Raw genomic sequence first — 12,080 nt, forward strand, 5'->3', positions numbered from 1 at the left:
GGCTGACCGGACGTCCTCGCCCACCTGGCTGACCGGGCCGATCTCCCGGTACCGACCGGGGTGTGCCGGATCCCTTCTCTCCTTGCGTGCTAGCGGAGCCGACCCATGCTCACGACCCTGAACACCTCTTACACCGACACGCGCGCGGCCGATCTCGCCTGGGCCCTGGGCCGTGAACCGCTGCCCGCGCTCGCCACCCTCGATCTCGAACTCGCCGGGGCCAAACTCCAGTTGAGACTGCTCGGCGCGTCCCACCAGGTGCTCCTGGAGGAGGAACAGGGGGGCGACTGTTCGGAGACCGTCGCCTGCATCCCGGGTTCGAGCACCCCCCTCCCGCTGGGCGTCGCGAAGCGGATCGGCGACTGGGAGTACGAGTTCGCCGCACGGGTGGAGGTCCTGTCCCCGGGGTCCTTCGCCGGTCGCGCCCAAGAGTTGCTGGCGCTGGTCTCCGACCATCCGCAGGGCCTGGCCGGGGTGTTTCCCGGCAGTCCGCACGCCTTCACGGCCCTGCTGGCGCAGCGGCACGAGGGACAGGTGCACTGGCGTACGTGGCACGCCTATCCGCAGGACGGGCAGTTGGTGGCGACGAGGACGAGGGTGGGGGTGCGGGTGTCGGCGGCGCTGTGAGGACTGATGTCTCCGGTCGGCTTTAACTCGTGTCGATAACTCGTGTCGATCTGGGGGCACTTATGAGCGCGGGCCGGGTAATACCAGCCCGTCCGGCGTTTCGGCGTTTGAGGACGAGACCGTTCAGGCCGATCGAAGGTTTCGAAGGTATCGAAGGTCTGGGGCGGCCCTCCAGGGCGGCCCACACCAACACCGGGTGAGTTTCAGCGCCGTACTTCCACACGTGTGGGTGACGAAGCGCGCCGCAGGCGTGACGTAGCGTTCCAGCGTGATCGACCCCCACGCGCCCGCACCTCCCGGCGCCCCACCCCCGTGGGGCCGCCAGAGCCAGGCGCGGCTGCCCGTCCGACCGGGCACCGGGCGGTTTCTCGTCCTCGCGGGGGTGTTCGTCTGCGCGGCCTGCGGACTCGTGTACGAACTCGAACTCGTCGCCTTCGCCTCGTACTTGACTGGCGACCCGGTTACCCAGACCTCGGTCGTGGTCTCGGTCATGGTCTTCGCGATGGGCGTCGGCTCCCTGCTCGCCAAGCGGCTCCGCCCCCGCGCCGCCGCCGGCTTCGGCGCGATCGAGGCGGCGCTCGCGCTGGTCGGCGGGTGCAGTGCGATGGCGCTGTACGCCGTGTTCGCCTGGACCGGCGACTGGGGCGGGGCGTGGGCGAGCGGCTCGCGCTACCTCCTCGTCGCCTTCTCCCTCGCGATCGGCCTGCTGATCGGCGCCGAGGTACCGCTGCTGATGGAGCTGATCCAGCGCATCCGCCGCCAGGACGCGGGCGGCGCGGTCGCCGACCTCTTCGCGGCGGACTACGTGGGCGCGCTGGTCGGCGGCCTGGCCTTTCCCTTCCTCCTCCTGCCCTGGCTGGGCCAGTTGAACGGCGCGCTCCTCACCGGCGCGGTGAACGCCCTCGTCGGCGGGGCGGTCGTACTCGGGCTGTTCCGGGGCGACTTGAGCCGCCGGAGCAAGTGGCTGATGGTCGTGGCCAACACCGTCGTCCTGGGGCTGCTCGCCGCCGCCGCCGTTCTCGCCGACGACTTCGAACGGGCCGCGCGGCACGCGGTGTACGGCACGGACGTACGGGTGGTGCTGCAGACCGGCGTACAGGAGGTCGTCCTCACCGGCGGCACCGACGGACGCCCCCTCGGCCTCTTCCTCGACGGCCGCCTCCGCGCCGGCGGCCGTGACGAGCGGCGCTACCACGAAGCCCTCGTCCACCCCGCCATGGACGGCCCCCGCTCCCGCGTCCTCGTCCTCGGCGGCGGCGACGGCCTGGCGGCCCGCGAGGTGCTGCGCTATCGGGACGTACGCCGGGTCGACGTCGTGGAACTCGACCCCGAACTGGTCAGGCTGGCCCGCACCGACCCCGCCCTGTCCGCCCTCAGCGAGCACGCGTACGACGACGAGCGCGTGCGGACGGTCACGGCCGACTCCTTCGCCTGGCTGCGGGGGGCGCCCCCGGCGGCGTACGACGTCGTGGTCGTCGATCTGCCGGATCCGGGGATCAGCGCGAGTACGAAGCTGTACTCCCAGGAGTTCTACGGCCTGGCCCGCCAGGTTCTCGCGGACGGTGGGCGCCTCGTCGTCCACGCCGGGCCGGTGGCGACCCGGCCGCGGGTCTTCTGGACGGTCGACGCGACCGTGCGGGCGGCCGGGCTGCGCACCGCTCCGTACGCCGTCGACGGCCGCCACGCCGGCTTCGCCGCGGGGCCGGACCGGACGGCGGGAGCCTCCGGCGCCGGCGCCCCGCACGACTGGGGGTTCGTGCTCGCGTGGGCGGACGGCGGGCGGCCGAGGCCGGCCGTGAAGGTGGGTGCGGAGGGCTTGAGCACTCTCACGGACGCGGCGCTGGCGGCGGGGGCACGGGCCGCCGAGGGGACGCGGATCGAGGGGCTGCCGCCGTCGACGCTCGTGCATCCGCGGTACGCCGATTGAGGTTCCGAGGCTCGGAGGGGCGAGGGAATGCGCGTATGTACGGGTGCGGGGGCGCGACTCGTGGGTAGGCTCGGCCCACATGGAGCATGAGGTGTTCGTACCGGTGCCCGTCGAACGACTCCGGGAGGCTCTGGCCGACCCCGCGCGGGTGGCCCGAGCGGTGCCCGGTCTCCAACAGGACGCGGGGACGCCCCCTGTCGCCGGGCGCCTCAAGGTACGCGTCGGCGGCCACACCATCACCTACCGCGGTGCCCTCCACGTCTCCGCCCGGGACGACGGCTCCTACGCCGTCGAGGGTGAGGCGACGGAGGCCCGGGGGAGCGGGGCCGTGAAGCTGGCCCTCGGGGTGCGGCTGGTGCCGGTGGACGGTGGCGGTGGCGGGCGGGATGGCGGTGGCGGTGGCACGACGGTCGCCTTCGGCGGGACGGCTACTGCGGACGGGCGGGTCGCGGATCTGCCGGCGGATGCGGTGGCGGGGGCGGTGGGGCGGTTGCTGAACCGTTTCGTGGAGAACTTTGCGGAGGGTCTGGGCGAGCCGGAGGGTTCTGCTGAGCCTGAGCCTGAGCCTGAGGCGAAGGCGAAGGCGGAGACGGACGCGAAGGCGAAGGCCGGTTCGGAGACCGGCGCGGTGGACGAGCCCGAGGAGTCAGACGAGCCCTCGACGTCCGTCTTCGGCGCGGAGGTTCCGCCGCCGTCGCTGGACATGGCGGCGGAGGATGCCTTCGCGGCCGAGGGTGAGGTCGAGGGCGAACCGCCCGCCGAGGCGGCGCATGCCCGGCGCACGATGATCGGGCGCAGCGCGGAGGAAGTGGACCACGCCCCGCCCCGTGGCCGTTACGCCCCCGTCCCGGCCTCCGAGCCCGCCGTCCCCAACGCCGCCCTCCGCTGGGCCGCCCCCGCCGCGGCCCTCGCCGTCGCCTCAGCCATCCTCCTCGGCCGAGCCCTCCGCAGACGCCGCTGAACGCCTCCGAGGGGCCTCAAGGGTTTCCTCGCCCCCACCGCCCCTACCCGTCCCATCCCCAGGGGCTCCGCCCCTTCGACCCCGCCAGAGGGCTGCGCCCCCTGGCCCCCCGGGGTGAGTGGGTTCTCTGCGGGCGGGTGGGGGCGAAACCGATCCGCTGCTCCCAGTAGGGTCATCGCGTGAGTAACGAAGACATCACGCTGACCGCGGCTGACGCGGAGGTGGTCGTGGCGCCCGGTAGCGGCGGGCGGGTGCGGAGTCTGCGGGTCGGAGGGGCGGAGCTCCTGCGGCAGGGGGAGCGGTTCGGGAGCTTCCCGATGGTCCCGTGGTGCGGGCGGATCAGGGACGGACGGTTCCTGAACGGGGCCGTAGCCCACCAGCTCCCGCTCAACTCCCCGCCGCACGCCATCCACGGCACCGCCAGAGACGGCGCCTGGCGCACGGCCCGCGTCAGTGCCACCGAGGCCGTCATCACGTACGACCTCGTCGACCCCTGGCCGTACACCGGCCGCGTCACCCAGGCCTTCACCCTCACCGAGGACGCCCTCACGCTCACCATGGCCGTGGAGACGTACGAGTCGTCCTTCCCGGCCCAGATCGGCTGGCACCCGTGGTTCAACCGGAACCTGGGGGAGCAGGACGTACGCATCGACTTCACCCCCGCCTGGCAGGAGGAGCGCGGCGACGACCACCTCCCCACCGGCAACCGCATCGACCCGAAGCCCGGCCCCTGGGACGACTGCTTCGGCATGCCTGGCGGCGTCGACGTCACCCTGACCTGGCCGGGCCGGCTGGAGCTGAAGGTCGGCAGCCGGGAGGAGTGGGTCGTGGTGTACGACGAGCAGGCGGAGGCCGTGTGCGTGGAGCCGCAGACCGGGCCGCCCAACGGGCTGAACACCCTGCCCCGCCAGGTCACGCCCATCGACCCCCTCGAAGCCACGACGACCTGGACGTGGCACCGCCTTTAAGCTGACAGGCATGACTGACGTACGCGACGCGCTGCTGCAGCAGATCAAGGACAAAGCCGTGGTGCACGGCAAGGTGACCCTCTCCTCGGGCCTGGAGGCGGACTACTACGTCGACCTGCGCCGCATCACCCTCGACGGGGAGGCCGCGCCGCTCGTCGGGCAGGTGCTGCTCGACCTGACCGCCGACCTGGACTTCGACGCCGTGGGCGGCCTGACCATGGGCGCCGACCCGGTCGCGGCGTCCATGCTGCACGCCGCCGCCGCGCGCGGCCGGAAGCTGGACGCCTTCGTCGTTCGCAAGGCGGCCAAGGCGCACGGGCTGCAGCGGCAGGTCGAGGGACCGGAGATCGCCGGCCGCCGCGTGCTGGTCGTCGAGGACACCTCCACCACCGGCGGCTCCCCGCTGACCGCCGTCGAGGCCGTGCGCGAGGCCGGCGCCGAGGTGGTGGCCGTCGCGACGATCGTCGACCGGGCGACCGGTGCCGCCGAGAAGATCGAGCAGGGCGCGGGTGTGCCGTACCTCTTCGCGTACTCGAAGGACGAGCTGGGCCTGGACTGAGAGGCGGACTGACCGCGGTGTGCCGAGAAGACCCCGGAAGAGCGCAAGGAGTTCCTGCGGGACCATGGCGTGACCATGCGTGTGTGGTCCGGCTTGGTCCCCTGGGCGAAGGTGAGTGCCCAGGTGGACTTCGGTGACCTGACCGAGATGGCTGCGAGTGCAGGCCTGGCACTGCCGGAAGCCGTGGACGGACTGGTGATCGGCCATCAGATGCCGCCGGACCCCCGGTGATGCCGGGAAGCGGCCCCGCGCGGAGTTCGTGGTCGTAGGGCTGCCGAGGTTCCCGATCTGTTGGGGAGGGGGTGCGAGACGGGGCCGGTCGGCACCTTGAGCATGGGTGCATACGGGCTAGGGTGGGGGAAACACTGCCCAAGCGGCGCAAGGGTCGGGGAGCGCTCGGAACCTGGCAGTACCGGCACTAGAGAAAGGCTGTGTCTTGGGTATCGCGACCCCCGAGGTCTACAACGAGATGCTCGACCGGGCGAAGGCAGGCAGGTTCGCCTACCCGGCCATCAACGTGACCTCCTCCCAGACGCTGCACGCTGCGCTGCGCGGCTTCGCGGAGGCGGAGAGCGACGGCATCATCCAGATCTCGACCGGCGGCGCCGAGTTCCTCGGCGGCCAGCACAGCAAGGACATGGTCACCGGCGCGGTCGCCCTGGCCGAGTTCGCGCACATCGTCGCCAAGAAGTACGACATCACGGTCGCCCTGCACACGGACCACTGCCCGAAGGACAAGCTCGACGGGTACGTACGTCCGCTGATCGCGGTGTCCGAGGAGCGGGTCGCCCGTGGCGAGAACCCCCTCTTCCAGTCGCACATGTGGGACGGTTCGGCGGAGACCCTCGCCGACAACCTCGCGATCGGCCAGGAGCTGCTCGCCCGCGCCGTCGCCGCGAAGATCATCCTTGAGGTCGAGATCACCCCGACCGGCGGCGAGGAGGACGGTGTCTCGCACGAGATCAACGACTCCCTCTACACGACGGTCGACGACGCGATCCGCACGGCGGAGGCGCTCGGCCTCGGCGAGAAGGGGCGCTACCTGCTCGCCGCCTCCTTCGGCAACGTCCACGGCGTCTACAAGCCGGGCAACGTCGTCCTCCGCCCCGACCTGCTCAAGGAGCTCAACGAGGGCGTCGCCGCCAAGTACGGCAAGCCGGCCGGCGCCCAGCCGTTCGACTTCGTCTTCCACGGCGGCTCCGGGTCGACGGAGGACGAGATCCGGACCGCCCTGGAGAACGGCGTCGTCAAGATGAACATCGACACGGACACGCAGTACGCCTTCACGCGTCCCGTGGCCGACCACATGTTCAAGAACTACGACGGCGTCCTCAAGGTCGACGGCGAGGTCGGCTCCAAGAAGACCTACGACCCGCGCACCTGGGGCAAGCTCGCCGAGGCGTCCATGGCCAAGCGTGTGGTCGAGGCCTGCCAGAACCTGCGGTCGGCGGGCACGAAGATCAAGTAAGGCGGACGGTACGAGTCGGGCCCGGCAGCTGTTTGTGGCGCCGGGCCCGACTCGTACCTCGGTACGCCTTCGTATCGCTGTACGCCCGTACGGCTTGCTGTACGCCCGTACGCCTGCGTTGTCCGTATGCTCCAGGCATGGCTGCCCCGCCGCAGGAGTCCACCACCGCTGTCCGGCTCGCCTCGCCGCAGGGCAAGTGGATCCTGCTCACCACGGTGCTCGGCTCCAGCATGGCGATGCTCGACTCGACGGTCGTCAATGTCGCGCTGCCCCGCATCGGCCGTGACCTGGACGCCGGTCTCTCGTCGCTCCAGTGGACCGTGAACGCGTACATGCTCGCGCTCGCCGGACTGATCCTCCTCGGCGGCGCCCTCGGGGACCGCTTCGGGCGGCGCAAGGTCTTCGTGGTGGGCGTGGTGTGGTTCGCGGCGGCCTCGCTGCTGTGCGGGCTCGCGCCGAACGGAGGTGTCCTCATCGCGGCCCGCGCGCTGCAGGGCATCGGCGGCGCGCTCCTGACGCCGGGCTCCCTGGCCCTCATCCAGGCCTCCTTCCACCCCGACGACCGGGCCAAGGCGGTCGGTATGTGGTCCGGCTTCGGTGGCATCGGCGCGGCGGTCGGCCCGTTCCTGGGCGGCTGGCTGGTGGACGGCCCCGGCTGGCGCTGGGTGTTCCTGCTGAACGTGCCGCTGGCGCTGCTGTGCGCCCCGATCGCCGTGCGCCACGTACCGGAGTCGGGCGACGGGCGGGCACACGGCCGCTTCGACGTCCTGGGCGCGGTGCTCGGCGCCCTGTCGCTCGCGCTGGTGACGTACGCCCTGATCGAGGCCGGTGAGGGCTCGCCGGCGGTGGTGCCGACGGCTGTCGCCGGGGTGGGGGCGGGGGTGGCGTTCGTGTACGTCGAACACCGGCGCCCCGATCCGATGATGCCGCTGTCGATCTTCGCGTCCCGGTTGTTCACCACGGTGAACGTGGTCACCCTGTGCCTGTACGCGGCCATCGGCGGCTTCTTCTTCCTGGCCGCCCTCCAGCTCCAGGTCGTGTCGGGCTACTCGGCCCTGGGCGCGGGTACGGCGCTGCTGCCGACGACCGCGCTGATGCTGTTGCTGTCGTCGAGGGCCGGGGCGCTGGGGGAGCGGATCGGGCCGCGCGTTCCGCTGACGGCCGGGCCGTTGCTGTGTGCGGCGGGGATGTTGCTGATGGTGCGGGTAGGGCCGGATGCGTCGTACGTGGCGGACGTCCTCCCGGCGGTGTCGGTGCTCGGGCTGGGGCTGGTGACGCTGGTCGCCCCACTGACGTCCACCGTTCTGGCGTCCGTGGACACGGAGCACGCCGGCCTCGCGAGCGGCATCAACAACGCCGCCGCCCGCGCCGCCGGCCTCCTCGCCGTCGCCGCGTTGCCGCTGGTCGCGGGGATGGGCGCGGACGCCTACCGGGTGCCCGCCCAGTTCGACGAGGCCTTCGGGCGCGCCATGGTCGTCTGCGCGGGTCTCATGGTGGCGGGGGCGGCGCTCGCCTTCACGACGGTACGGCGTCCGCCGCCGGACTGCCGACACCCCGAGTGCCGGACACATGGGTGCGTGACGGCTCCGCCGCTGGAGGGGGAGCAGGGGGAGCCGACGGACACCGGTTCCGGGTGATCCGCCCTCGCCGCCGGGCCCGGCCCCTCCCCCGGGGTGGGTGGGGTGTCTGCGGGTGGGTGGGGGTTGCTGTGGTGATCGGCCTCCGGCCTCGTCCTCGAACGCCGGACGGGCTGAGGGGTGCGGGCCTGGGCTGAAATGGCTTGGCCTGTGCCGTAACCGCGCCCCTTCGGGGACGCGGGGCTGTATCGATGCGGCTCCGCCGCGTGGGCGCGACCAGCCCCCCACCCGCAGCCCGGCCAAGATCTTCAGCACCCTCCTTGCACCCACCCCCTGTCCGGCGGGGCGAAGGGGCGGCTATCGCCTCAGTTCGGTGTACGCCTCGGCGCTGCTGTCCTGGAGGAACTGCCAGCAACGCTCCGTCTCGTCCTTCTCGTTGATCTCGCCGGCGGCGCGGGCGAGGGCGGCGAGGCAGCGCAGGAACCCGCGATTGGGCCGGTGGTCCCAGGGGATGGGGCCATGTCCCTTCCACCCGGCACGGCGCAGGGCGTCCAGCCCGCGGTGGTAGCCGGTCCGGGCGTACGCGTACGACTCGACCACTCGCCCCGCCTCGAAGGCGTCGTCGGCGAGCATCGCCCAGGCGAGCGAGAACGTGGGATGCTGCGCCGCGACTTCGGCCGGCGGCAGGGACTTCTCGCCCAGCAGGCGGTAAGCCTCTGTGTTCTCCGGGAGGTACGTCGGCTCCGGGCCGCCGAGCAGGTTCTTGTGCGTAGTCATGGAAGCAGTCTGCCACTTGCGGACAGGCATTCGGGGCGCCCGGAGACGCCCACGGACGTCCGTGAACGCGCGCCGGAACGGACCAGGGAGGAGCAACCGGCCGCTCTGAGAGTCTGTGTCATATCCCCGGTCGGATCAGCGCACGTCGTCTGGTGCGTGCGATCGCAAGGCGCCGGAGCGCCCTCGATGGGGGTGCCCCCGCGCGAGCCGAGCGAAGCCGGTTCGAGCGTGGGGGAGGAGCCACGTGGGCGTTTCGGCAACGCGGCGAGCGTGCGTGCCAGGCGGCGTGCGCCCGGCCGGGGATATGACACAGACTCTGAAACGGGGTATGGCGAAGTGCGGGCAGACGTGGCAGGTGAAGCAGGTGTCGGCCGCTCGCGGCATCGCGCACGCCCAGCAGGTCGCGCCCGTCCGTCGAACTGCTCCGGCGCCGGGCAGCCGATTACGGTGATGCCGTCGTGTTTCCCGGGACTCCCGGTGTACGGGACACGCCGGTGGCGTACGCGTGATCGTGGGTCGTCCCCACCGACACGGCCCAACCGGCGGGTTAAGCGGGTGAAGCCTGAGCCGCCGTCAGCCTCGTGGGGCAAGCATGAGGTCTCGGCCGTATCCGGCCGAGTTGGCGGACCCACGACGCGCTGGAGGCAAGTGATGAACCATAGAGCCGGTCAAGCCGACCACACGACCCACCGGGTCCCCGTCCTTGTTGTCGGAGGTTCCCTGGTCGGCCTGGCGACCTCGCTCTTCCTGGGGCGGCTGGGGGTGCGGCACACGCTGGTGGAGCGCCACGCCGGTACCTCCGTCCATCCCCGCGGGCGCGGCAACAACGTCCGCACGATGGAGCTGTTCCGGGTGGCCGGCGTCGAGCCGATGATCCGGCAGGCCGCCGCCACGCTGGCCGGCAACCATGGCATCCTGCAGACACCCACCCTGGTCACCGACGCCGGCGAGTGGCTCTTCCGGGAGATCGACCCGGGCGGCGGACTGGCCCGCTTCAGCCCCAGCTCATGGTGCCTGTGCAGCCAGAACGATCTGGAGCCGGTGCTGCTCGACCACGCCGCACAGCTGCGCGGCGACCTGCGCTACGGCACCGAACTGATGTCGTTCGACGCCGAACCCACCGGCGTCAACGCGGTGGTCAAGAGCCGGGACACCGGTGAGCACACCACCATCCGGGCGGACTACCTCGTCGCCGCCGACGGCCCCCGCAGCCCCGTCCGCCAGCAGCTCGGCATCGGTCAGACGGGCCCCGGCGACCTGTTCCACAACATCAGCATCACCTTCCGCTCCCGCCGCCTCGCCGACGTCGTGGGCGAGCGCCGCTTCATCGTCTGCTACCTGACCGGCCCGGACGCCGACGGCGCCCTGCTGCCCGTGGACAACCGCGAGAACTGGGTCTTTCACGCCCCCTGGCACCCCGAACACGGAGAAACGCTGGAGGAGTTCACCGACGAGCGCTGCGTCGAGCACATCCGCCGCGCGGTCGGAGACACGGACCTGGACGTGCAGATCACCGGCAAGGCGCCCTGGCACGCCGCCCAGCGTGTCGCCCGGAGCTACCGTGCGGGACGCGTCTTCCTGGCCGGCGACTCGGCCCACGAAATGTCTCCCACCGGGGCCTTCGGCTCCAACACCGGCATCCAGGACGCCCACAACCTCGCGTGGAAGCTGGCCGCGGTGCTCGGCGGCTGGGCGGGGGAGGGGCTGCTGGACTCCTACGACGCCGAGCGCCGCCCGGTGGCGGAGGCGACCAGCGCCCGCGCCGCCGCACGGTCGGCCGAGCACAGCCACCCCGGCTTCGCTCCGCCTCCCGGCGCAGGCGGTGGCCCTCAACGCGGCATCCTCAACGTGGCCCTCGGCTATCGATATCCGCACGGCGCCGTCGTCGGCGCCGATCCCGCGGTCCCGGTCGTCCCGGAGAACCTTGGGCTGACCGGCGAACCCGGCAGCAGGGCACCCCACTTGTGGGTACGGCACCGGGGCGAGCGGATCTCTACCCTCGACCTCTACGAACGGTCGCTCGTTCTGCTCAGCGACGCCGGTGACCCGAGTGGCTGGCACGAGGCCGCCGTCCAACTCGCCGAGAAGACGTCCATCCCGCTGGCCTCGTACCGGGTGGGCAACGGCCCCGACGCCGAGCTGACGCCCGAGGACGATGCGGACTGGTCGGCCGGCCACGGCACGACACCCGCGGGCGCCGTACTCGTCCGGCCGGACGGGTTCGTCGCCTGGCGTTCGCCAGGTGCCGTCCCGGATGCCGAACCGGCACTGCGCCAAGTCCTGGCCACGGTGCTGGCGATGGCCTGACCTCCGGAAACGGCGCGAGCCGTGGACCGACGGCCTGAGGACTCCCCGGGCCGTCCAGCAGAGCGCCGACGACGGACGAGTCGCCGGCGCTCTGCGTTTTCCCTGCCGCGCGCCAGCGCGCAAGGGGCCGCCTGACCGGCGCGCTTCGACTCGATCGGGTGCACGACCGCCGCTGTCCGCCTGCCGGCCAAGGCCAGCTCACCGCTCTGCGGCGGGCCCGCCCGGCGGGCCTGGATGGCGACGCCCTCATACGTCCCGTGCATCAGCACGGAGCCGTGGACACGGCCTCAGCTGCTTTGGCAGGCCAAGGAGTTGACGGGGCGAGAGATCCGGCACCACCAGCCACTGGGTGGCGAGGACCCCGGGAAGCCGGGTGGGTTCACCCGTCTGATCGTCCCGAGTGGTGGCGGGGAGAAATCTGGCTGACGGTGGATCAGGTCGGGTCAGGGACTCAGCTGACGAAGGGTCAGCTACCTGGCCGTCGGCGGAAGGAACGTCAGATGCGCTCTGCTCGCATTCTTCTGGTCACTGCGGCGGCCTCAGCCGCCCTCGCTCTCGGCGCACCCGGCGCCTACGCGACCGGGGACGACTGGGACCACGAGGACCCCTCCCACAGCAAGGAGTACAACAAGGACCACGGCAAGGACCACGGCCACGACTCGCCCCGTGGCGGGATGCACACCGGAGGCGGCGCGCTTGCCGCGGTGAACGAGGGCGACTGGAGCACCGAGAAGGACTCGGGCACGTCCAAGGACGGTGGAAAGGACAAGGAGTCCTGGGGCGGGAAGAACGACAAGGAGTCCTGGGGCGGCGGCCACGACTCGCCCCGTGGCGGGATGCACACCGGAGGCGGCGCGCTTGCCGCGGTGAACGAGGGCGACTGGAGCACCGAGAAGGACTCGGGCACGT

11 protein-coding genes are annotated in these 12,080 nt (G+C 71.9%); 10 read left to right on the forward strand and 1 reads right to left on the reverse strand.

All coding sequences use genetic code 11. From position 1 onward, the window contains the following. Window positions 1-105: 105 nt before the first annotated feature. The 8 genes from ACWD3C_RS35240 (at window position 106) to ACWD3C_RS35275 (ending at window position 8,147) form a co-directional block, all read left to right on the forward strand. On the forward strand, window positions 106-627 hold the full coding sequence (locus ACWD3C_RS35240; protein ID WP_451150409.1) for a DUF2617 family protein: 522 nt from the start codon (window positions 106-108) through the stop codon (window positions 625-627). A 268-nt stretch (window positions 628-895) separates the two neighbouring features. Beyond that, window positions 896-2,554: a polyamine aminopropyltransferase gene (locus tag ACWD3C_RS35245; RefSeq protein ID WP_451150411.1), complete on the forward strand. Its 1,659-nt coding sequence runs from the start codon at window positions 896-898 to the stop codon at window positions 2,552-2,554. Between the two features lie 79 nt (window positions 2,555-2,633). Beyond that, window positions 2,634-3,515 carry an SRPBCC domain-containing protein gene (locus tag ACWD3C_RS35250; RefSeq protein ID WP_451150413.1) on the forward strand — a complete coding sequence of 294 codons (882 nt, stop codon included), beginning with the start codon at window positions 2,634-2,636 and terminating at the stop codon, window positions 3,513-3,515. 179 nt (window positions 3,516-3,694) lie between these two features. After that, window positions 3,695-4,483, forward strand: a complete 789-nt coding sequence (locus ACWD3C_RS35255; protein WP_451150415.1) for an aldose epimerase family protein — start codon at window positions 3,695-3,697, stop codon at window positions 4,481-4,483. 10 nt (window positions 4,484-4,493) lie between these two features. Beyond that, a complete protein-coding gene (pyrE, locus tag ACWD3C_RS35260; RefSeq protein WP_451150417.1) occupies window positions 4,494-5,042 on the forward strand; it encodes an orotate phosphoribosyltransferase in 549 nt (182 codons plus the stop codon). Window positions 5,043-5,111: 69 nt separating this feature from the next. Next, complete coding sequence (locus ACWD3C_RS35265; protein WP_451150419.1) at window positions 5,112-5,273, forward strand: hypothetical protein; 162 nt, start codon at window positions 5,112-5,114, stop codon at window positions 5,271-5,273. A gap of 205 nt (window positions 5,274-5,478) precedes the next feature. Continuing rightward, window positions 5,479-6,510: a class II fructose-bisphosphate aldolase gene (fbaA, locus tag ACWD3C_RS35270; RefSeq protein WP_451150421.1), complete on the forward strand. Its 1,032-nt coding sequence runs from the start codon at window positions 5,479-5,481 to the stop codon at window positions 6,508-6,510. Between the two features lie 137 nt (window positions 6,511-6,647). Then, complete coding sequence (locus ACWD3C_RS35275; RefSeq protein WP_451150423.1) at window positions 6,648-8,147, forward strand: MFS transporter; 1,500 nt, start codon at window positions 6,648-6,650, stop codon at window positions 8,145-8,147. 297 nt (window positions 8,148-8,444) lie between these two features. Here ACWD3C_RS35275 and ACWD3C_RS35280 read toward each other — a convergent pair whose 3' ends face one another. Further along, window positions 8,445-8,864: a DUF3151 domain-containing protein gene (locus ACWD3C_RS35280; RefSeq protein WP_451150425.1), complete on the reverse strand. Its 420-nt coding sequence runs from the start codon at window positions 8,862-8,864 to the stop codon at window positions 8,445-8,447. 651 nt (window positions 8,865-9,515) lie between these two features. Between ACWD3C_RS35280 and ACWD3C_RS35285 the strand changes: the two genes are divergently transcribed. Both ACWD3C_RS35285 and ACWD3C_RS35290 read left to right on the forward strand, forming a co-directional pair. Further along, window positions 9,516-11,171, forward strand: a complete 1,656-nt coding sequence (locus ACWD3C_RS35285) for an FAD-dependent oxidoreductase (RefSeq protein WP_451150427.1) — start codon at window positions 9,516-9,518, stop codon at window positions 11,169-11,171. 500 nt (window positions 11,172-11,671) lie between these two features. Next, window positions 11,672-12,080 (forward strand): hypothetical protein (locus ACWD3C_RS35290; protein WP_451150429.1); only part of this gene is annotated, 409 nt, incomplete at its 3' end.

The sequence above is a fragment of the Streptomyces sp. NPDC002845 genome, from assembly GCF_053591955.1.

Coding starts and splice junctions, on each gene's coding strand:
- ACWD3C_RS35240 (WP_451150409.1), top strand. CDS start 106: ATGCTCACGACCCTGAACACCTCTTACACCGACACGCGCGCGGCCGAT.
- ACWD3C_RS35250 (WP_451150413.1), top strand. CDS start 2,634: ATGGAGCATGAGGTGTTCGTACCGGTGCCCGTCGAACGACTCCGGGAG.
- pyrE (WP_451150417.1), top strand. CDS start 4,494: ATGACTGACGTACGCGACGCGCTGCTGCAGCAGATCAAGGACAAAGCC.
- ACWD3C_RS35275 (WP_451150423.1), top strand. CDS start 6,648: ATGGCTGCCCCGCCGCAGGAGTCCACCACCGCTGTCCGGCTCGCCTCG.
- ACWD3C_RS35280 (WP_451150425.1), bottom strand. CDS start 8,864: ATGACTACGCACAAGAACCTGCTCGGCGGCCCGGAGCCGACGTACCTC.
- ACWD3C_RS35285 (WP_451150427.1), top strand. CDS start 9,516: ATGAACCATAGAGCCGGTCAAGCCGACCACACGACCCACCGGGTCCCC.